17 protein-coding genes and 1 pseudogene are annotated in these 21,539 nt (G+C 63.7%); 6 read left to right on the top strand and 12 right to left on the bottom strand.

Features of this window, described 5'->3' with window-relative positions; translation table 11 throughout:
• Window positions 1-95 precede the first annotated feature (95 nt).
• Window positions 96-1,133: an ABC transporter substrate-binding protein gene (locus BMY54_RS11460; RefSeq protein ID WP_218189344.1), complete on the top strand. Its 1,038-nt coding sequence runs from the start codon at window positions 96-98 to the stop codon at window positions 1,131-1,133.
• Window positions 1,134-1,217: 84 nt separating this feature from the next.
• Complete coding sequence (locus BMY54_RS11465) at window positions 1,218-2,939, top strand: GMC family oxidoreductase (protein ID WP_256573871.1); 1,722 nt, start codon at window positions 1,218-1,220, stop codon at window positions 2,937-2,939.
• 29 nt (window positions 2,940-2,968) lie between these two features.
• On the opposite strand, the gene BMY54_RS11470 is transcribed toward BMY54_RS11465, so the two are convergent.
• A complete protein-coding gene (locus BMY54_RS11470) occupies window positions 2,969-4,396 on the bottom strand; it encodes an aldehyde dehydrogenase family protein (protein WP_093432264.1) in 1,428 nt (475 codons plus the stop codon).
• Window positions 4,397-4,545: 149 nt separating this feature from the next.
• Here BMY54_RS11470 and BMY54_RS11475 point away from each other — a divergent pair, with 149 nt between their 5' ends.
• From BMY54_RS11475 to BMY54_RS11490, 4 genes are all read left to right on the top strand, one after another.
• Entirely contained in the window at window positions 4,546-5,505 is a 960-nt protein-coding gene (locus BMY54_RS11475) for a LysR family transcriptional regulator (protein ID WP_093432267.1), read from the top strand.
• A gap of 144 nt (window positions 5,506-5,649) precedes the next feature.
• A complete protein-coding gene (locus BMY54_RS11480) occupies window positions 5,650-6,354 on the top strand; it encodes an HAD-IA family hydrolase (protein ID WP_093432270.1) in 705 nt (234 codons plus the stop codon).
• A gap of 54 nt (window positions 6,355-6,408) precedes the next feature.
• Window positions 6,409-7,692 (top strand): NAD(P)/FAD-dependent oxidoreductase, encoded by a 1,284-nt coding sequence (locus BMY54_RS11485; RefSeq protein WP_175559583.1) that lies wholly within the window; start codon window positions 6,409-6,411, stop codon window positions 7,690-7,692.
• Window positions 7,693-7,709: 17 nt separating this feature from the next.
• A complete protein-coding gene (locus tag BMY54_RS11490; RefSeq protein WP_093432273.1) occupies window positions 7,710-8,420 on the top strand; it encodes a cupin domain-containing protein in 711 nt (236 codons plus the stop codon).
• A gap of 39 nt (window positions 8,421-8,459) precedes the next feature.
• Here BMY54_RS11490 and BMY54_RS11495 read toward each other — a convergent pair whose 3' ends face one another.
• The 11 genes and pseudogenes from BMY54_RS11495 to traD form a co-directional block, all read right to left on the bottom strand.
• Window positions 8,460-8,951, bottom strand: coding sequence for an Lrp/AsnC family transcriptional regulator (locus BMY54_RS11495; protein WP_093432276.1), 492 nt, complete (start codon window positions 8,949-8,951; stop codon window positions 8,460-8,462).
• A 36-nt stretch (window positions 8,952-8,987) separates the two neighbouring features.
• The gene (locus BMY54_RS11500; protein WP_093432279.1) at window positions 8,988-9,674 is read right to left on the bottom strand and encodes an HAD family hydrolase; all 687 of its coding nucleotides are present in this window, start codon (window positions 9,672-9,674) and stop codon (window positions 8,988-8,990) included.
• Between the two features lie 108 nt (window positions 9,675-9,782).
• On the bottom strand, window positions 9,783-11,075 hold the full coding sequence (gene gabT, locus BMY54_RS11505) for a 4-aminobutyrate--2-oxoglutarate transaminase (RefSeq protein ID WP_093432282.1): 1,293 nt from the start codon (window positions 11,073-11,075) through the stop codon (window positions 9,783-9,785).
• A gap of 201 nt (window positions 11,076-11,276) precedes the next feature.
• A complete protein-coding gene (locus tag BMY54_RS11510) occupies window positions 11,277-12,365 on the bottom strand; it encodes an ABC transporter ATP-binding protein (protein WP_093432285.1) in 1,089 nt (362 codons plus the stop codon).
• Between the two features lie 131 nt (window positions 12,366-12,496).
• Complete coding sequence (locus tag BMY54_RS11515) at window positions 12,497-13,957, bottom strand: NAD-dependent succinate-semialdehyde dehydrogenase (protein WP_093432288.1); 1,461 nt, start codon at window positions 13,955-13,957, stop codon at window positions 12,497-12,499.
• 165 nt (window positions 13,958-14,122) lie between these two features.
• Window positions 14,123-14,920, bottom strand: a complete 798-nt coding sequence (locus tag BMY54_RS11520) for an ABC transporter permease (RefSeq protein WP_093432291.1) — start codon at window positions 14,918-14,920, stop codon at window positions 14,123-14,125.
• The gene (locus BMY54_RS11525) at window positions 14,921-15,847 is read right to left on the bottom strand and encodes an ABC transporter permease (RefSeq protein ID WP_093432294.1); all 927 of its coding nucleotides are present in this window, start codon (window positions 15,845-15,847) and stop codon (window positions 14,921-14,923) included.
• Window positions 15,848-16,160: 313 nt separating this feature from the next.
• Window positions 16,161-17,213, bottom strand: coding sequence for an ABC transporter substrate-binding protein (locus BMY54_RS11535; RefSeq protein ID WP_093432303.1), 1,053 nt, complete (start codon window positions 17,211-17,213; stop codon window positions 16,161-16,163).
• 50 nt (window positions 17,214-17,263) lie between these two features.
• Window positions 17,264-18,289: pseudogene (locus BMY54_RS31290) on the bottom strand (hypothetical protein); the annotation flags it as partial.
• Window positions 18,290-18,609: 320 nt separating this feature from the next.
• Window positions 18,610-19,341 (bottom strand): TIGR03747 family integrating conjugative element membrane protein, encoded by a 732-nt coding sequence (locus tag BMY54_RS11545; protein ID WP_093432309.1) that lies wholly within the window; start codon window positions 19,339-19,341, stop codon window positions 18,610-18,612.
• Between the two features lie 88 nt (window positions 19,342-19,429).
• Window positions 19,430-21,535 (bottom strand): type IV conjugative transfer system coupling protein TraD, encoded by a 2,106-nt coding sequence (traD, locus tag BMY54_RS11550; protein WP_093432312.1) that lies wholly within the window; start codon window positions 21,533-21,535, stop codon window positions 19,430-19,432.
• Window positions 21,536-21,539: the final 4 nt, after the last annotated feature.

The following is a 21,539-nucleotide window of genomic DNA, read 5'->3' on the forward strand; positions in this document are numbered from 1 at the left end:
AAACAAAAAACAGACCGAAGCCGCCACAAGGTTCCTAGGTGTTCAGTCGCATTTTTTGAGTCTGCCGAATCAAATGACTTAATAGGATGATTGCCATGAAAGTCTTGTCGCTCGGTTCAGTTTTCTCCGTGATGTGCCTGACCGCCGGGGCCGCATTGCCGGCGCTGGCGGCGCAGATCACCTTTGTTTCCCAGGGCGGCACGTATCAGGAGGCGCAGACCAAGGCCATCCTCGACCCCGCCGCTAAACGCCTCAATATCACCATCAAACAAGACAGCGTTCCCGATGCCTGGCCCATGGTCAAAGCCCAGGGCGAGGCCGGCAAACCGCTGTGGGACGTGATCGACACCCCGCCTTCGAACTGCCTGCGCGGCGGTCGCGAAGGGCTGATCGAACCCCTGGACCTGAGCAAGCTGCCGAACGTGCAGAGCATGCCCGAGGCTTATCGCACCCCGTACTCGGTGGCCTACGAGTTCTACTCCTCGGTGCTGGCCTACAACACCAAGGCCCTGAAAAAAGTGCCCCAGAGCTGGGCCGACTTCTGGAACGTCAAAGACTTCCCTGGCGTGCGCGCCTTGCGCAACGACCCCATGGGCACCCTGGAAGCGGCACTGCTGTCCGACGGCGTGCCCCGGGAAAAACTCTACCCCTTGGACGTGGACCGGGCCTACAAGCGCCTGGAACAGATCAAGCCGGACATTGCCGTGTGGTGGAGTTCCGGCGGGCAGTCGGCGCAGCTGCTCAGCGACGGCGAAGTGGACATGCTGATGATCTGGAACGGTCGCGCCAGCGCGGTGCGCAAGGACAAGCCAGAGGTCGAGTTCACCTACAACGACGGACTGTTGCAGAACACCCAGTTGTGCGTGCTGAAAAACGCCCCGAACTACGCCACCGCCCTGCAATTCATTAACGAGGCCATGTCCCCGGACCTGCAAGCCAACCTGCCGCTGCACATCGACTACGGCCCGGGCAACCCGGCGGCGTTCAGCACCGGCAAGATCAGCGCGGAACGCGCCAAGGAGCTCCCCAGCACGCCGGATAACGCCGCCAAGCAGGCGTTGCTCTCCGAAGAATGGTGGGCGTCGCCGGCCGGTATTGCCGCCAAGGACCGCTGGCTGAAGTTCGTTCAGTAACGCCGTGTCGTACCCGGCGGCGGGCCGCCTTGTGGCGGCGCCTGCCGGGGTTGCTGATTCGATGGGCTGTCCACAGGGAATGCCATGAGCACGATGATCGACTACCTCATCCTCGGGGGCGGTTCTGCCGGTTGCGTATTGGCGGCCCGGCTCTCCGAGGACCCGGACAAACAGGTGTGCCTGGTGGAGGCCGGGCGCGATATTTCGGCGTCGAGCATGCCGCCGGAGATTCGCAGCCGCTACCCGGGCCGGGCCTACCTGGACCTGGGTAATATCTGGCAGCGCCTCAATGCCTTGATGGGCACCGGCACGCGCCAGCAGCGGCGTTACGAGCAGGCGCGAATCCTTGGCGGCGGCTCGGCGATCAATGCCCTGATGACCAATCGCGGTGCTCCCGCCGACTATGACGAATGGCAGCAACTGGGCGCCGAAGGCTGGGGCTGGGACAACTGCCTGCCGTACTTTCGCAAGCTGGAAAACGACACGGATTTCAGTGGCCCGCTGCATGGCCAGGACGGCCCGCTGCGCATTCGCCGGACCCCGGATGCGGCCCTTTCGCCCTTTGTCAAAGGGGTGATCGGTGCTTTGGGCGAGCAGGGCCTGCCACGCAAGCCGGACCAGAACGGCCCTTGGGAAGACGGGGTGTACGTCGGGGCGATTGGCGTCAGCGAGGCGGGTGAGCGCATTCCCACCTCGGTGTGCTACCTGACCGATGAGGTACGCCGGCGCAACAACCTGAGCATCCGTACCGATTGCCTGGTGGAGCAGGTGCTGTTCAAACACAGGAGCGCGGTGGGTGCGCGCCTGCGCCTGGCCGATGGACAAACCCTGGAACTGGCGGCGCGTCAGGTGATCATCTGCGCCGGGGCGATCCACAGCCCGGCGTTGTTGATGCGCAGCGGCGTCGGCCCGTTGAATGAGTTGCTGGACCTGGGCATCGAACTGGTGGCGGACCGTCCCGGCGTCGGTGGCAACCTGATGGAGCATCCGTCGATTGCGGTGTCGGCACTCTTGACCCGCAAGGGCCGCGCTCCCTTTGCCAATGAACACCATGAGCAGGCGATCGTGCGCTTTTCTTCCGGCCTGGCGCAGACGCCCAGCGGCGATATGCACGGCGCCATCCTTTCCCGTTCGGGCTGGCACTCCATCGGTTATCGCTTGGGTTCAATGTTTTTCTGGGTCAATAAATCCTATTCCCGCGGGCGGGTGCGGCTGGTCTCAGCGGACCCGTTGCAAGAGCCCGATGTCCAGTTCTACATGCTCTCCGACCCGCGGGATTTTCAGCGCCTGAAAGACGCCTTGCGCTTTGGCGCTCGCACACTGGGGGCCGCCTCTCTGGATGCGCAACGCAGCGTGGTGTTCCCTTCCAGCTATTCGCCGCGGGTGGCCAAGGTGGCTCGTCCGGGAGGGATCAATGGGCTGTTGCGTGGCACCTTGAGCGGTTTGCTGGACCTGGCCGGGCCGCTGTGTGGCTGGCTGATTCGGCGCCTGGTGACCCAGGGCGTGACCCTGCAAGGGTTGCTCGCCGACGACGCGGCGCTAGGGGTTTTTGTGCGCAGCCAGGTCGGTGGCACCTGGCACCCGTCCGGTACCTGCCGCATGGGCCGCGCCGATGATCCGCAGGCGGTGACCTTGAGCGATGGCCGGGTGATCGGCGTCAGTCAGTTACGGGTGTGTGACGCATCGCTGATGCCATCGATCCCCTGTGCCAACACCAATGTGCCGACCATCATGCTGGCCGAACGTATCGCTGACCTGATCAAGGCCGAGGCGGCACAGGAGGCCCGGAAGGCCGCGACCGCCTAAGGGGCGGTCGCGGTTTTAACGCCGCAAGGTCAGTGGCCGTAGCCGACGATGCCCTTGGTTTCCAGAAAAGCCTCCAGCCCCCACTCGGCGTATTCGCGGCCGTTGCCCGACTGCTTGTAGCCACCGAAGGGCGCGGCGCTGTCCCAGTCCGGGTAGTTGATGTAGACGCTGCCAGCGCGCAATTGCAGGGCCACCTTGCGTGCCCGTGGCAGGTCCGCCGACTGCACGTAGGCGGCCAGGCCAAACACGCTGTCGTTGGCCATGGCAATGGCTTGCGCTTCATCGCGGTAGGGCAGGATCACCAGCACCGGGCCGAAGATTTCCTCGCGGGCGAGGGTCATCTGCGGCGTGACCCCGGCAAAGATGGTCGGCTGCACGTAGTAGCCGCGCTCCAGGCCCTCGGGCCGCCCCAGGCCACCGGCCACCAGTTGCGCGCCTTGCTCCAGGCCGATGCCGATCATGCGCTGGATGGCCAGGTACTGACGTTCGCTGATCACCGGGCCCAAGGTCGTGTCGTCGGCGTCCGGCGGCCCCGGGCGATGAGCCTGGGCGGCGCGGGCGGCGATGGCCACCACCTGTTCGTGCAATGCCTCGGGCACCAGCATGCGCGTGGGCGCGTTGCAGGATTGGCCGCTGTTGTTGAAACAGGCATTCACGCCCTGGGTCACTGCGGCTTCCAGGGCCACATCGTCGAGCAGGATGTTGGCTGACTTGCCGCCCAGTTCCTGGTGCACGCGCTTGACCGTGGGCGCCGCCAGCCGGGCGATTTCCACCCCGGCCCGGGTTGAGCCGGTGAACGACACCATGTCGACATCCGGGTGGGCGGCGAGGGCGGTGCCGACCGTGGGGCCGTCGCCATTGATCAGGTTGAAGACCCCGGGCGGCACCCCGGCGCTGTGCAGCACCTCGGCGAAAATCAGCGCGTTGAGCGGGGCGATCTCACTGGGTTTGAGGACCATGGTACAGCCGGCGGCCAGGGCCGGCGCGACCTTGCACACAATCTGGTTGATCGGCCAGTTCCACGGGGTGATCAGGGCCACCACGCCCACCGCTTCCTGGTTGATCAGGGTGGTGCCCCGTTGGCGTTGAAAGTCGAAGTGCTCCAGGCTGCGGATCAGCTGTTCCAGGTGCATGCGGCCGATGCCGGCCTGCCAGGCGTGGGACAGGGCACGGGGCGCGCCGACCTCGCGGGTGATGATCGCGGCGATCTCGTCGTAGCGCGCCAGATAGGCCCGCAACACCTCCTGTAACAAGGCCTGGCGTTCGGCGGGGGCAGTGGCGGAAAAACTTGGGAAGGCTTTTTTTGCCGCCTGCACCGCCGCCTCGACATCGGCGCCGTTGCCCAGGGCAATTTCGCTGAAGGCGGTTTCAGTGGCCGGGTCGATCACCGCCAGGCGTTCGCGACCGTGGGGCTCGACCCAACGACCGTCAATGTAGAACTGCAGAGCGTGTTCCATGAAGTTGGCGCCTCTTGCTGGTCTTTAAAAAATGCGCCGCGGGCCGGACACAGGAGTGGGGCGGACGGGGCGTCTGGCGTCGCAAGATTAGTCACGGCTTTTGTGTGGCGGCAATTTACTAATAGTTGGGTCAGGCATAATATCAGATCATGTCAAACCTACGTCGCAAACTCCCCAGCTCCAGTTCCCTGTTCGTTTTCGAAGCGGCCGCCCGTTGTGGCAGCTTCACCCGGGCGGCGGAAGAACTCTGCGTCAGCCAGCCGGCGGTCAGTCGCATGCTCGGGCGCCTTGAAGAACACCTCGGCGTGCAATTGTTCGAGCGCGTGCGCGGCGGTGCCCGGCTCACCGAGAGCGGGAGCATCCTCTATCGCCGGGTCCAGGAAGGCTTCAGCACCATCGAGGCGGCGATCAGCGAAATCGAGTCCCGCGCCACCGGCATCGAGACCATCACCCTGTCGGTGTCCACGGCCTTTACCACCCATTGGCTGATGCCGCGCATGAGTCGTTTCAGCGAGGCATTTCCCAACGTCGACCTGCGCTTCCAACTGATGTCGGGGAAGATCGGCGGGCCGTTGGTGGACGTCGACCTGGGCATGCGTTACCTCGAGGTCGGCAGCCTGAAAGCCACGGATAAACTGGTGCTGCCGGAGATTACCATCCCCCTGTGCAACCGCCAGTACCACGCCTATTTGCTCCAGGAACGCTCGCGCAAACAGCCTAGAACCCTGATCAGCATGGACAGCCAGGAGCGCGGTTGGGTCGAGCATTTCGACACCCTTGGCCAGCGTTCCGGGGTGGCCGACAACAGCCAGGTGTTCTCCGATTATGCAGTGGTGGTGCAGGCCGCTTTGCTCGGCCAGGGCATGGCCTTGGGCTGGTTGAATGTGGTCTCGCACTGCCTGGCCAAGGGCGAATTGCTGCCTGCGGCAGACCAGGTGCGGGTCAGTGCGCGGCGCTGTTGCCTGGTGTCGCCGGGCAACCGACCGCTGCGGCCGTTGGTGGCGGCGGTGAGGGACTGGATTGTTACCGAAATGCACAGTGACCTGGCGCAGATCGACGCCGCCTACCCACATTTGCGCCTGGCCGAAGCCCTGCGTTCCACGCCGTAAGGGTGCCTGTGCCGCCGCGAGTAAAAAAACAGTAGGTTATGCCTCAGGGGTGGCTGAAAACGGAATATTGCGTGCCGCAGCGAGGTCGATAATCCATGCAGACGGATTTTCCGATCCCCCCTGACCTACCTTGCGGAGCGCTTTATGTCATTCAAGCAGTTCAAAGCCCTGACGTTTGATGTCGTCGGCACCCTGATCGATTTCGAAGCCGGAATCCTGGCCCACGTCCGTGAAGTGGCGGGGGAGGCCGGCCAGGCCCGCAGCGATGACGAAATTCTCAAGGCCTACCGCGAAGCCCGGGCCTTGCCGGATTCCGGCTGGTGGCCCGATGACCTGGAGCGTTGTTATCACCTGATCGCCGCCAAGCTCGGCCTGCCGGACAACGCCGAGTACGCCCGCGGCCTGGCCCTGGCGGTGCAGAACTTCCCGGCCTTCCCGGACTCGGTGGCGGCCCTCAAGCGCCTGCGCAAGCACTTCAAGCTGGTGGCCACCACCAACTCGCAGATCTGGGCCCTGGACTACATGGCCAAGACCCTAGATGAACCCTTCGACGTCAAGGTCACGGTGGACGACGTGCGCTTCGAGAAGCCCGACCCACAGTTCTTTGCCTACACCCGTGGCGTGCTGGCGACCCAGGGCATTGTCTTCGAGCAGATTTTGCACGTGGCTCAGAGCCAATACCATGACATCGGCGTCGCCGTGGACCTGGGTTACCAGGTGTGCTGGATCGAACGTCGGCACGCGCAGAAGGGCAGCGGCGGCACCCTGGAATCCGAGCACACCAAGCCCCACTACCACTACCACACCCTGGCCCAACTGGCCGACGCGGTAGAGCAGGAACTGGGTTGAGCCCCCGGGCGCCGCAGCTATCGTGCCGGCGCCCCTTTTTCTCGGAAGCCGGCAATGACTCTTCAGACCTTATGGGCGGCCACCGCCGAACCCGGCCCCGCGCTGCAATCGCTTGAGGGTGAGCGCCAGTGCGATGTGGCGATCATCGGCGCCGGCTACACCGGCTTGAGCGCCGCCCGGCATATCGCCTTGAGCGGCCGCGAGCCGTTGCTGATCGACGCCAATACCCTGGCCTGGGGCGCCAGCGGGCGCAACGGCGGGGTGGTGTCGCCAAAATTTCGCGTGGGTTTTGCCGCGCTGATGGCGCGTTTTGGCCGTGACACCGCGCTGCGCATGTACCGCACCGGCTACGACGCCGTGGACAGCCTGGTGGAAACCGTCGAGGCCCTGGGCCTGGATCAGGCCCAGTTGCACATGGGCGGGCACATTGCCGCGGCACACAACCCTCACGCCCTGTCGGGGCTGCAAGCCACCGCCGAGTGGATCAAGCGCGAGACCGGTGGCGCCTCGTCCTACATGCTCAGCGCCGCCGAAGTCGCTGAGTGCACCGGTTCCAACCTGTTCCACGGCGGCCTGCTGACCCCCAAGGCGGGCGGCATCCACCCGCTGAACTACGCCCGGGGCATGGCCCGCAGCCTCACTGGCAACGGGGTCAAGATCTACATCAACAGCCCGGCGCAACAGGTCCGCCGCGAGGGCCCGCGGATGATCATCGAGACGCCCCAAGGGCGGGTCAGCGCCCGGCAGGTGATCTACGCCACCAACGGTTATTCGGACCTGACCCCGGTCACCGACACCTTGCACCGACGGCTGATTCCCTTTCGCAGCGCGATCATCGCCACCGGGCCCCTGGCCCCGGCGGTACTGGCCACGCTGATGCCCGGCGGCCAGGTGTGCGGCGATACCAAGCGCATGCTGCGCTGGTTCCGGGTGGTGGGCGACCGCCTGATCTTTGGCGGGCGCGGGGCCTTTGGCAAGAACGATTCCGAGGCAGCTTTTCGCGCCTTGCAGCGCAGCATGGGCGAGGTGTTTCCGATCCTGCGCGAGCAGCCCATCGCCTTTCGCTGGTCTGGCCTGGTGGCCATGACCCTGGATTACCTGCCCCACGCCGGCCAGCTGGATGAGCAGAGCTTCTACGCCATCGGCTACAACGGCGGCGGGGTGGCGATGTCCACCTACATGGGCGGGCAACTGGCGCGCATGAGCGCAGGCGAGAAGGTCGACCTCGGCCTGTTGGCGGGCGAGAAATTCCAGCCCATTCCCCTGCATGCCTTCCGCGCCCCGGGCGTTCGCCTGGCGGCGGGCTGGCAGCAGTTCCTCGACCTGATTGGTCGCTAAGCCGAGAGTCTGAATTCATGCCTGCGATGCTGCATTACTGCCACCCGGCCAGCGCCCGGCGCTTGCCCAGCGACAACCTGACCTGGGTCGACGACCCCCTGGCCAGTGGCCGCTCCCTGCATTGGTACGACGCGGCCCAAGGCTACGCGGTGGGTGTGCACCAAAGCTCGGGCACGCGGCGGGTGATCGAGGACTTTCCCTGGGTCGAGCTGGGCATCGTCGAGTCCGGCACCCTGGTTCTGCAGGGCGAGGGCTTCAGGATCGGCCTGCACCCAGGGGACTGCTTCGTGATTCCACGGGGCATCACCCTGGACTGGCACCAGCCCGGCGACCTGCGCTACCTGTGCATGGTCTTTCCTGGCCTGTCGCGAAGCGCGCCGATGCCGCCCCAACCGCTGAAGATCGATCCCTGCCTTGAGTTGCAGCCGTGCAATCCGCCGGCCGCCGAGGTGCTGCTCAGCGCCACGCCCCAGGCCCGGAGCCAGACCCTGTTCAGCGCCGCCAACCTGCGCATCGGTGTCTGGGTGTGTGAAGCCTACAAGCGCAAGACCGTGGAGCCGGGCTACTGCGAGTTGATGCACATCCTCAAGGGCGCGGTCACCCTCAGCCCCGAGGGCGCGGCGCCCTGCACCGTGCAGGCCGGGGAAACCGTGGTGGTGCCGGCGGGGGCGAGCAACGCCTGGACCAGCGCGCAGACGGTGCGCAAGATCTTCTGCATCCTCTCCTGAGGCCAACCTCGGGGCCGTGCGGCCCCGTCTCTTTCTTGATCAGGCCGAGCGCAGCAGGCTGCGCAAAGGCACGGTGCTCTTGACCACCGGCGACTTGATGACGATGTAGCTGAAGTACTTTTCGATACCGATGTTCTTGTCCAGGATCGACTCCATCAGCTCCTGGTAGTGCTGGATGCTGCTGGTGAGAAAACGCACCAGGTAGTCATACCCGCCGCTGATCAAATGGCACTCCAGCACCTCGTCGATATTGCGGATGCTCGACTCGAACTTGGCGAAGTCGGAGCGCTTGTGGTCGGACAGGGTGACCTCGGTGAACACCGTCACCGAGTTGGCGAACTTGGCCAGGTTGACATGGGCTTCGTAGCCGCTGATGTAGCCCGCCGTTTCCAGGCGCTTGACCCGTTGCAGGCAGGGGCTGGGGGAGAGTCCGACGGCTTCGGCGAGGCTGACGTTGGTCATGCGTCCGTCTTTTTGCAGCTGGACCAGGATGTTGATGTCGATACGATCGAGTTTGGTTACCGCTTCCATCGTTGACTCCTCGCTATGTCAGTCTTGAATACTGGGTCAGGCGTGCAGCGCCTTCTGGTGCGCGTGCACCAGGTCGGCCAGGCTGGCGTACTCACAGCGCTTGCCGTCAAGGGCCTGCTCCGAGTGGTTCCACGGCTGGCGCTGGTCGCGGCGCAAGGTACACACCGGGAAGTCCACCCGCAGGTTCCACGGATCATCCGCTTCGGTGCTGCGTACCGGTAACATCTCGCTCCGTTGCAGGCCCAGCCGGTCCAGGGCTTGCTCCAGGCTGGCGTGCCAATCGTTGGCCTGGGGTTCGATGATGGCGTCGAACTCGATGGGCAAACGAAGGGTCAGGGCATCGATGTCCATGCCATGGGGCGGAGCGATCAGCACCAGCCGATAAAACTTGCTGAGGTACTGCAAGGCGCCGGGCGCGTCTTCGAAAATCGGCCATTGGCCGGACGCGGTACTAAAGGCAACACTTTCATCCCAGCCCGGAACCACACGCAATTGATGTGCCAGGCGCTGGTACAGCTGGCCATGGAACGCCGTGGCGCTGCTGGCGTGACCTTGGGCGGCCAGTTCCAGGGCGATGCGCCGATAGGCACTGAGCACCTGCTCGTCGCTGTGCAGGTCTGTGGTTTGCACCGACAACGGCCGCAGCCCTTCGACGATGCCCCGTTCGCGGTCGACCAGGGTGCCGAAGGACAGGCCCAACGCTTTGTACTGGGTAACTTTCATGTGCCGTTCCTGGGTAATCCTAATGGGCTTCCTGAGTCATCAGGCAAAAGCCCGACCCGGGGTGAGCGGGTCGGGCCTGGCCTTTACCTTGGGTGCTGCGGGCGTCGGTCAGGCACCGGCGGCGGCCAGGGCCTGGTCAAGCATTTGCAAGGCTTCTGCCAGTTGCTCCGGGGTGGTCACCAGCGGCGCGAGGAAGCGCACCACGTTGCGATATACGCCGCACTTGATCACCAGCAGGCCGGCGTTGCGCGCTTCGTCGATGATCTTCTGCGCCAGGGCCGCGTCCGGGCTCTGGGCGGCGTCGGCGGCGACGATCTCGATGGCTTGCATAAACCCCAGGCCGCGCACGTCGCCGATTCGCGGGTAGCGTTTTTGCAGGGCCAGCAGGCCTTCGCGCAGTTGCGCCGCCAGTTGTTCACCCTGGCCCAGCAGGTCCTGTTCCTCGAACAGGTCCATCACCGCCAGGGCCGCCGCACAGGCCACGGCATTGCCGCCGTAGGTGCCGCCCAGGCCACCGGGGGTGGGTGCGTCCATGATCTCGGCGCGGCCGACCACGGCTGACAGCGGCATGCCACCGGCCAGGCTCTTGGCCACGGTCACCAGGTCTGGCTGGATGTCGGCGTGCTGGAAGCCGAACAGGGTGCCGGTTCGGCCAAAACCGGCCTGGATCTCATCGAGGATCAGCACAATGCCGTGTTCGGTGCAGCGCTGGCGCAGGGCCTGGAGGAAGGCCTTGGGTGCGGCAAGGAACCCCCCGTCGCCCTGCACCGGCTCAATGATGATCGCCGCCACCCGGTCCGGCGCCACGTCGGTGGCGAACAGGGTGTCGAGTTCGGCCAGGGCGTCGTCGCCGCTGATGCCGCGATATTCGTTGGGGTAGGTGGCGTGGTAGATCTCGGCCGGGAAAGGCCCGAAGTTCTGTTTGTAGGGCTGGCTCATGCCGGTCAGGGTCACGCCGAGCAGGGTGCGGCCGTGGAAGCCGCCACGGAAGGAAATCACCGCCGGGCGATTGGTGTGGCCACGGGCGATCTTGATCGCGTTTTCCACGGCTTCGGCGCCGGAGGTGAAGAGCACGCTTTTGTAGTGCTGGTCGCCGCCGATCATTTTGTTCAGGCGTGCCGCGACCTGGATGTAGGACTCGTAGGCCACCACCTGGAAACTGGCGTGGGAGATTTCGCCGACCTGGCGGCGCACCGCTTCCACGACTTTCGGGTGGTTGTGGCCGACGTTGAGCACGCCGATGCCACCGACGAAATCCAGGTAGCGTTTGCCGTCCACATCCCACACTTCGCTGCCCTGGGCGTGGCTGACCACCACCGGGTGGGCGGTGGCGATGCCCCGTGGAACGTGCTGCTCGCGCAGGGCCAGAAGGCGTTGATTTTCAGTTAGTGCAGAATTCATCTCGATCTCCATAAACGCCGTGCTTGGCGGGTGGTCTGTGATCAGGATAAGGATTGGCCGGCGCGCCACGCGCTGAATTTGCCTGGCCCGGCGCTGTGATCGACTGTTTTTCAGGGGGCTGGCGAAACATTTGACTGTGCCCATGCCGGGCGCGGGAGCGGGGCGACCGGACCTCCGCCCGGGTGCCCCGCAGGGCTGGCCTCAGGCGCTGGCCCGGGGCACCACGATGGTGTCTTCGGGGTGCAGGCGCATCAGCATCGGCGCGCCGATCGGCGGCAGGCTGAGGTTGCCTTCATGGTGGCTGGGCTGGCGCAGGCTGACGGTGGGGCCGCCGTCCAGGTCGACAAACACCTTGAGGCTTTCGCCCTGGAACACGATGTCCGAAATCCGCCCGCGCAGGCGGTTCCATTCCGGGCCGGCGCTGTTGTTGTCCAGCAGCAGCTTCTCCGATTGCAGGGCCAGGAACAGGTCGCCCGAGGCCGGGATCGGCCGCGTGGTGCGCAGTGGGGTGGCGCCCAGGGTCAGGCCGTTGCCGCTGCCGCGCTGCAAGGGAATCAGCGTGCTCTCGCCGATAAAGCTGGCGACGAAATCGTCCGACGGGTGATCGTGCAGGCGCCGTGGCGTGTCCACTTGCACCAGTTGCCCGCCGCGCATGATGGCGATGCGGTCGCTCATGGTCAGGGCTTCGCGCTGGTCGTGGGTGACGTAGATCATGGTCGCGCCGAGGCGCTTGTGCAGGGCCCGCAGCTCGATCTGCATGGTCTCGCGCAGTTGTTTGTCCAGGGCCGACAGCGGTTCGTCCATCAGGATCAGCTTGGGCTCGAAGACAATCGCCCGGGCCAGGGCCACCCTTTGCCGCTGGCCGCCGGAGAGCGCGGCGATCGAGCGGTTTTCATAGCCGCCCAGTTCCACCGTGGCCAGGGCCTGCTTGACCCGGTCGCGGCTCTTGGCGGCGTTTTCACCCCGGGCACGCAAGGGGAAGGCGACGTTCTCGCCCACGGTCATGTGCGGGAACAGCGCGTAGTTCTGGAACACCACGCCGATCTCGCGCTTGTGCGGCGGCATCAGGGTCACGTCGCGCTCGCCGAACAAAATGCTCCCGGAACTGACGCGGATAAAGCCGCCGAGGATGCTCAACAAGGTGGTCTTGCCTGAACCGGAAGGGCCCAGCAGCGACATGAATTCGCCGGCTTCGACCTTGAGGTTGACGTTGTTCAGGGCCTTGAGGGAACCGTAGTGCTTGCAGACTTGATTGACGCTGACCGACTCGAAACCTTCAGTGAACTTCATGCAGCGTTCTCCTATGCACAGCGCGGGGACTGCCCGCAGTGTTTGTCTGTCATCTGAACACAGGCGCTGGCCTGGTTCGTGCCGTTTTCCCGTGCCCGGGCAACAGAATCTGCCGCCCGGCGCCGTTGTTCTCAGTCCAGTCCGCCGATGTGCCAGGCCTTGATTTCGAGGAACTCGTCGAGGCCGTATTTCGAACCTTCGCGGCCAGTGCCCGATTGCTTCATGCCACCAAAGGGCGCGACTTCCATGGACACCACGCCGGTGTTGAGGCCGACCATGCCGAACTCCAGGCGCTCGCCGACGCGAAAGGCCCGGCGCATGTCCTGGGTGAAGTAATAGGCCGCCAGGCCATAGGGGGTGTCGTTGGCGATGGCCAGGGCCTGGGCTTCGTCCTGGAAGCGGAACAGCGGCGCCACCGGGCCGAAGGTTTCTTCGCTGGCCAGGAGCATGTCCGGGGTGGCGTCCAGCAGCACCGTGGGCTGGACGAACAGGCTCTGGCCCTGGGGCGCGCCGCCGATGGCGATGGAGGCGCCTTTTTCCAGGGCGTCGCCGATGTGCAAGGCCACCTTGTCCACCGCCGCCGCGTTGATCAGTGGGCCGATGGTCACGCCGTCGCTCAGGCCGTCGCCGACTTTCAGCTGGGCCACCGCGACGGTCAGGCGCTCGGCGAAGCGCGCATAGATACCGTCCTGGACCAGGATCCGGTTGGCGCAGACACAGGTCTGCCCGGCGTTACGGAATTTGCTCAGCATGACCCCGGTGATCGCCAGGTCGAGGTCGGCGTCGTCGAACACGATAAGGGGCGCGTTGCCCCCCAGCTCCAGGCTCAGGCGCTTGATGCTGCTGGCGCACTGGCTCATCAGCAACTGGCCGACCCGGGTCGAGCCGGTGAACGACAGTTTGCGCACCGCGGGGTTGCCGGTCATCTCGCCGCCTACTCCAGCGGGCAGGCCGGTGAGCACGTTGAACACCCCGGGCGGAATCCCGGCGCGTTCGGCCAGCACCGCCAGGGCCAGGGCCGACAGCGGGGTCAGCTCCGAAGGCTTGACCAGCACCGTGCAACCGGCAGCCAGGGCCGGCGCGCACTTGCGGGTAATCATGGCGTTGGGGAAGTTCCATGGGGTGATCGCCGCGACCACGCCCACCGGCTGCTTGATCACCAGGATCCGCCGATCGGCGGTGGGCGCCGGGATGGTGTCACCGTAGATGCGCCGGGCTTCTTCGGCGAACCATTTGACGAAGGTGGCGCCGTAGCCGATCTCGCCACGGGATTCGCTCAAGGGCTTGCCTTGCTCGGCGGTCATGATCAGGGCCAGGTCTTCCTGGTTTTCCAGGATCAGCCGGTGCCAGGTTTCGAGATACCGCGCGCGTTCGGCCGCCGGCACCTCGCGCCAGCTTTGGAAACGCTGCTCGGCGGCCTCGATGGCGCGTCGGGTTTCGGCGGCCTGCAGGGCCGGCACATGGGCGATCAGGCTGCCGTCGGCGGGGTTGGTCACGGCGAGGGTGGCGCCGTCGTCGGCCTCGATCCAGGCGCCGTTGACGTAGGCGCGCTCGACGAGCAGGGAAGGGTCACGCAGGGTGCTTTTCAACATGGGAAGTGCCTTTGAAGGTCCGGACGATAGGACCGATTGTAAAAAAGGCTCGCCGGCGGCCGATGCCGAGCTGGCCTGTTGAGTGGGTGTTTGCTGCTCAATTGCGTCGTTTGCCGGCAGGATCTGCCGTCACCGCGATCAGCTCTCGCGGTGACGGCCAACGGCTCAGGAAGGCTTGTTGCGCCCGGCGACCACCACCAGCAGCAAGGACGCCAGAATCAGCAGGGAACTGATGGCGGCGATGGTCGGGTCGATCTCGTCGCGCAAAGCGGTGAACATGCGCTTGGTCAGGGTCTGGTTGTCGCCGCCGGAGATAAACAGCGCCACCACGGTTTCATCCAGGGAGGTGATAAAGGCGAACAGGGTGGCCGACACCAGGCTCGGTTTGATCTGCGGCAGGGTCACCGCCATAAAGGCGCGGAAGCGGTTCATGCCCAGGCTGCGGGCGACCATTTCCTGGGACATGTCGAAGTTCCGCAGGCCGGCCAGCAGGGCGATGATCACGTAGGGCAGGGCCAGCATGATGTGCGCCAGCACCAGGCCGGTGAGGGTGCTGATCAGGCCGACCCGGGCGTAGACAAAAAACACCCCGGCGGCGATCAGGATGACCGGCACCATCATCGGCAACAGCAGGATGATTTGCAGGGTGCGCACCACCCGCAGGCTCGAGTTGTTGATGGCGTAGGCCGCGGCCATGCCCACCGGCAGGCTGACCAGGGTCGTGACCAGCGCGGTGATCAGGCTGACCCGCGCCGCCGACATCCACTCGGCGCTGCTGAAGAACGCCTCGTACCAGCGCAGCGACCATTCCTTGGGCGGGAACTGCAAAAAGCGCGCTTCGGAGAACGACATCGGCACCACGATCAGCACCGGCAGGATCAGGTACAGCAGGATCAACGCCACCAGCACCGTGAAGGCCAGGTGGGACAGGCGCACGCGCCGCAGGTTGGCTAGCCAGTTCATTCAGCGCGCTCCCAGAATGCGTTCGATGGGAATAAAGCGGTTGATGCCCCAGAAGATCAGGAACACCACCAGCAGCAACACCAGGCCCACGGCACTCGCCGCGCCCCAGGCGTGATACAGCTCGACGTTACGTTGCACCAGCATCGACACCAGGATGGTGCGCCCGCCGCCCAACAGTTCCGGGGTGATGAAGAAGCCCAGGCAGATCACAAACACCAGGATCGAGCCGGCCATGACCCCCGGTGCCGCCATCGGCAGGAACACCCGGCGAAAGGTATAGAACGGCTTGGCGCCGAGGCTTTCCGAGGCTTGCAGCAGGTCCTGGGGGATCTTGCGCATCACCGAGTACAGGGGCAGGACCATGAACGGCAGCATCACGTGCAAGGTGCCGATCACCGTGCCAGTGGTGTTGTGCATCAGGTTCAGCGGCTGGTCGATGATCCCGAGGTCGAGCAGGGTCTGGTTGACCAGTCCGCGGCGCTGCAACAGCACCAGCCAGGCGTAGGAGCGCACCAGCACGCTGGTCCAGAACGGGATGATCACGCAGATCAGGATCAGGTTGGCCCAGAAACCCTGGAGCCGCGAGGCGGCGTAGGCGATGGGGAAACCGAGGAAAATCGAGAGCACGGTGACCATGAAACTGATCTTGAAGGTCAGGCTGAAGGTGTCCCAGTAGATGCGTTCCTGGAAGATACGCAGGTAGTTGGCCAGGGAGAAACCATCTTCGGTCTGCACCGACTGCAGGGCCAGCCAGCACAGTGGCAGGATCAGCAACACCACCACCACCACCAACGCCGGGGCCAGCAGGAGCAGCATCGAAGTGTTTTCCTTGCGCTCCTCGCAGGCGATAGCTTGCAGGCTGCTGGACGAGGGTTGTGGGCCGTCGCTGGCGTCGGGCATGGATTTGGCCAGGTAGGCGTTAGACATGTTGGCCTCCGTTGCCGGCTGGGCCGCGCCGGTGCGCTTGAACGATCGCGGCGGGCCGCCGTGTGGAGTGCTGGAATCGGGTCATGCGAGGACTCCCAAAGAGGGGCAGGTGCAAATAAGCGTGCAGCCGGTCGTTATTGTTAGGGGCGCACCCGGGCCGGCGACGTTTCTAATGTACGGCCAGGGCGGCGGCGCAAGCGGCTATAAATAGGCCGCGGCAAAGTGCTTTATTGCGTATTTGCCAGGGTCGGCGGCATGTCCTGCGCCCGGTGAGTGGGCCTCTGATGAGGCCCGGCCGGGCGCGACAGCGTCGTCACTTCTTCTGGACGAAGGCCAGCCAGCGCTCTTCGGCTTTCACGCCTTCGGCGGAGGCCCACCATTTGGACGACAACAGAGCCTGGCGGCTGATGTTTTCCGGTGACGACGGCAACTTGGCTCCGCGTTCGGCGGGGATCACCCCAACCTTGAAGGCTTCAGGGTTGAGCGGGCCGTAATCGATGATCAGCGGCAGGGCGGCTTGCAGCTTGGCATCAATCGCCTCGTTGACGAATTTCATCGCCGCGACCCTGTGCGCCGAGCCCTTGAGCACGCACAGCGAGTTGGTTTCCAGCACCCCCTGGTTGTAGTCGAAGGCCACGGGCGCGCCGTCGGCCTGGACCGCGCTGATGCGGCCGTTCCAGGCCTGGATTAGGTCCACTTCACCATCGCTGATCAACTGTGCGGACTGGCCACCGGAGGTCCACCAGGTGGCGATATGCGGCTTGATCTGTTCGAGTTTCTTGAAGGCACGCTCGACGTCCAGCGGGTACAGTTGGTCTGGTGGCACGCCATCGGCCATCAGGGCGATTTCCAGGGTCGGGCGCGGCAGGTTGCGCAGGGAGCGCTGGCCGGGAAATTGGTCGGTGTTCCAGAAGTCGGCCCAGGTTTTCGGCACCTTGTCGCCCTTGAAGGCGTCGGTGCGATAGGCCATGACCGTAGAGTAGCTGATGTAGCCGACGCTGTAGTCGTCCTTGAGTTCGGGGGGCAACTGGGCGGCGTTGGGAATCAGCGTCAGGTCGAGTTTTTCGAACAGGCCTTCCTGCTCGCCACGGATGCAATCACCGGTGGGTAAATCGACCACGTCCCAGCTGACTTTGCCGCTTTCCACCTGGGTCTTGATGATCGGGTAAGCCTTGGGCGAACTGTCCTGTTTTAAGGTCACGCCGAGCTTTTTCGCGGCCGGTTCGAGGATCGCTTTGCTCTGGGCTTCCTGATAGGCGCCGCCTTGGGAGACAAAGGTAATGTCTTCGGCCTGGGCGCTAGAGGCGCTCAGGCCCAGCAAGACGAAGCCAGCCAATTGCAGGGTACGGATAGGCGCTTGGGTCATAGAAAAACTCCTGATGGTTGGCAGAGGGACAGGGCAACCAGGGTCGTGTGTTACCGGTCATTCTGCGGGACCTGAGGCTTTCCAATGTACCGTTGCGCCGACAAAGCAAGGGCGCACAAATGCATCGTGGAAAAGCGCATTGTTTCGTATTGGCCGGAGGCGACGGCATCTAATGCGCCCCTTGGGAGGGCGGAGTGGGCGGGGTTGGTGCGAAGTGCGGGGGGAATCGATCCAGGGCGGTTGGCGGCGGCGCTTGGTCGTTGAACCCAGCCGTCATCCATCCTTGGCTCGGGGCGCACCAGGGAAGGCCTGCGGCATGCAGAGGAGGGGCAGACGGTCTTGCCGCCCAGGACTTCGGCCACCCAGTCGGCGACGTAATGGCCAGCGTTGATGCTGTTGTCCAAGCTGGAGCGCTGCACGTCGCCTTCACGCTCGGTGAAAATTTGCTGCTCTCGCTATGGACGATTAACTAGTTGTTCGTAGGTGCGATGGACCGACTTCAGCGGGATCTGCGAATCCTGCTCACCGTGGGTCACCCGGAATGGTATGCGGATGCGATCCAGTACGCCGTCCAGGTGCACCTGTTCGGCCAGAGCCATGAACTCGTCGATGTCCGTGGTGCCCCAGCACGCGAGGGATCAGTAACGGGGTACCGGGAAGCTGCCTTCCTTTTCCAGTCGGCGCTTCCGCACATCACACCAGTCGTGGTTGGTGCCTCAGACCACGTCGCAGTCGAAACACGGTTCGAAGGCCACCGCCTGCGGGCAGCAGAAGTCGCCCAGGGGCACGCCTTCCATGGCGATGCGCCGGGCAACGATGTCGCTGCGGGTTCCGCCCGCTGGCAGTTTTTCCCGGACAGATCGACGCCTCAGGTGAAGGTCTGCAACGGCACTGGTTAAGCGCTTAGCGCCCGGCGGCACCGCGTGGGCCTGCAGGCGCTCGCAAGTCAGGTAGTAGGTGGTGGCGAGGTTGTATTTCTCGCCGGCGGAGAACAGCCGGCCAGCGCTTTCGTCCTCTTCGGCGAGGCTGCAGAGCTTGTTCGCCATCTTCACCCAGGTTTCACGGAAGGCTTTTCGCGTCCGCGAAAATGGGATTCACAATGGCTGATGAGAAGGCGAAAACATACACGGTGTATCGCAGGATCTGGCGGAGATATCGACGCTCTGTAGGTGACTACAACCAGGAAACAAAAATGCCTCATTAAGAAGCGGAGTTCTCGGCCCCGCACCACGAAGTGAAGTGGTAGGTTGTTATTGAAAGTGAGCTGATGGGTTCTGACGATAACTGTTCATGGATCTGGAAATGCCAGAGCAAGCCAAGTTGGTCCGTGTTTTTTGATTCTCAAGAAAAATGGCGTCATCCAGTGATCAGTTCAAGGCAATGCTTAACTAAGCAGCTAGAGGTACTTTTTGAAAGTTGCTGTTGTGATCGCCATCGCGATCCCGAGCATCGCGGCGCAAGGCAAAAAAACGGCCATGGGATTGAGCGTAAAGGGCAGGGATAGGTAAATGACCCAGGGCACGATCAGCAGAGGTATCACTGCTCGTTTAGCGCGGTGATAAACAAAACTGCTTTCTCGTCCAGCTCCAAATTTGCGCAGGTCGCGGCGCATCAAGCCATCCACAAAACCAGTGAACATGGCCAACAGAAACAGCGGAGCGGCCAGGGTTAAAATGGTCAGCCTCACCACGAAGGTAAAGGTCACATACACCGCCGCCAGTACAAAATCCTCAATGCTCACGTAGAACTGATTGGTCCAGCTCCAGAAGCCGTTGCCTTGGCTCGACACCCGAGCCTGCTGGGCAAAATCCACAAAGCCTGTCTTGACCAACAACCACTGATTGAGGAAATCCAGCAACTGAACGATCGTTTGCCCGGGTTGTTGGAGGATGAGTGAGGCTTTGAAATACTCACTGAGCCAGCCCAGTTCACTGGTCAGCATGGCCTGGCTATGCCGCCAGCCCTGATCACCCCAGAACAGCAGCAGGCCGGCGAACTCGATCAGGATCGAGAGCAGCAATGAGGCAACCAGCAAGCCGATGATGCGCAGGACCAGGCCGATGGCCGAAACGATTATTCCCGGATGCTGGATAGGTTGTGGCGGCGTGTTCTGTGTGGAAGTCGCCATCGTTCACTCCATTCTGCGCCACAGGACTGTTGTCGTTACGACGTCCCTCGAGTGTGTTCTTGCTGAAAAGGAACCAGAAGGGGTAGGGCTACCCCACCTGATCCAGATCGAAGTTTGTTGTCGGGCCGCCACCGCTTGCGCTCCACCATTGCCCCGCCTGCTCGTTGTAGGTGGCCCGCATTCGCTGGGTGAGCTCCTGCAGGTCCTTGGGCATGGCATCGTCGTTGGAGGGTTTTGGCAAAGGCATGCGGACTTTCCAGAGCTGCCCACCGGCCTGGAAGGAGAACATTTGCCCCTTGGGTAAACTGACGATATGAGCGGGCTCGATCAAGGGTACGCTGGTGCTACTGACGCGGTCTTGCGAGGAGGAAGTGAAGTCTGTATTGGCATCCGGATCGGAGGTGTCGGTGGCACCCGACACCAGGGTTTTGGTCAGCACGTTGACCTTGGGCAACTGCTGGGTGAGCAGTTCAGCGGTGGCGGTTTCGCGCACCCGCAGCATCTGCAGGGTGTTGAAGTTGCCAATAACCTGGCCGGCCTTGGCGCGGTTGCCGATACGTGCTTCGATATCGCTGAGGGTCTGGGTGTAGGCGGTTACCTGGATACCGGCACCGCCGCCCTTATTGATCAGCGGGATGAACTCATCGCCCATCAACTCGTTGAACTCATCGGCGTGGAGGTTGATCGGCAACTTGTCGTTGCTGTTGTTCGATGCGGGCAGGCCATGGTCGATGCCGTGTTTGTAGATGTGTCCGGCGACCGAGACCAAGTCGGCGAACATGGAGTTGCCCACCGCGGCGGCCACCTCGGCGTCGGTCAGCGCATCCAGACCGACGTAGACGATGCCGCGCTTACGGATGATCTGCATCCAGTCGAAGATTGGTCGCGGGTCATCTAAATCGGTGTAGTTGGGGGCCAGCAGTTGGGCGGTCTTACCGGTGGTGAGTTTCTCCAGCAGCGGCAGTAGCGAGGCAACGATTTTGTCGAAGTAAGTACGGTCATATCGTACTGCCGAACGCAGTCCGTCCATTACTGGATCAAATACCCGCTTCACCGCCAGGTACTGCTCGATGGCCACCACCCGTTTTTCTCGCCCGATCATATGCCGCGGAATGTTCTTCTCGGTGAGTTTGCCTTCAAGCTGGACGATCACTTCCCACGCTTTCGGATCGGTCTTGGCGAAAAACTGCTGGGCATATTCGATGAACAGTGCGTCGATATTGACCACATGCCGTTGGATCTGCAGGTAGTCCGGGCGTCGGCCCAGCTCGATTAGGGCGCGGGCGATGATGTTGACGAAGCGCCAGGCGAACTCGCGGAAGGCCGCGGAGTTGCCTTCACCGCTGAGCTGCCCGGCGATACGCGATGCCACCTCCGAAATGCGCCCGAAACGTCCCACGGCGTTGTAGCGGGCAGAGATCTCTGGCCAGCCCAGATGGAAGACGTAGAACTCCTTCTCCCGACCGGCCCGCTTGGCTTCGACGTACATCCGCTTGAGCAAATCAGCATCGCCCTTCGGATCGAAGACGATGACGACCTCGTGTTCGACGCGGTGAATGTCCTGGGTGATGTACACCTCGGCGAGCCGGGTCTTGCCGACACGGGTCGTGCCCAGCACCAGTGTGTGTCCGACCCGTTCGCCCAGCGGCAGACTGACTTCCGTTTCGTCGGGTTCAACCCCATGCAACAGCGGCGAGCCACCGACCGGGGGCAAAGGGCGCAACGGATTGAAGACGCTATCCCAGGCAGTGACACGGGCCAGTATCGAGAGTGGAAACGGTGCATGCTCCAGGCGCCGTTCGAGACCACGGGCCAGACGGTAGCTGGTCGGTTGGTCGACATAGTGGGCGACCGCCGGATCCTGGGCCTCGACCAAGCGCTGGGTGTGTAGACGGGTCCAGCGAAAGCCGCGACCCATGAACAAACGCTTACGGCTAACCGGAATCTGCCGACTGGTCAGTTCGTAGCGGGGCAGCCGGCGGATATTGCGTCGATAGCGCAACACCTCCCAGGCTTGTCGTAGGCGGATCAGGCCGAACAGGGCATAGGCCAGCGCCGCAACCTGCCCGATCTCGGGTGACAGGGCCACGGCCCAGGGCGAGGACATGCACAGCATTGCGGCCGCGATGCAGATCGCTACGGTGTACAGCTCCACCGCTGGCCGGAGCTTGGATTCCATCGCATGCTCGGCCATGACC

This window comes from Pseudomonas sp. ok266 (genome assembly GCF_900110195.1).
Classification (GTDB): Bacteria; Pseudomonadota; Gammaproteobacteria; order Pseudomonadales; family Pseudomonadaceae; genus Aquipseudomonas; species Aquipseudomonas neuropathica.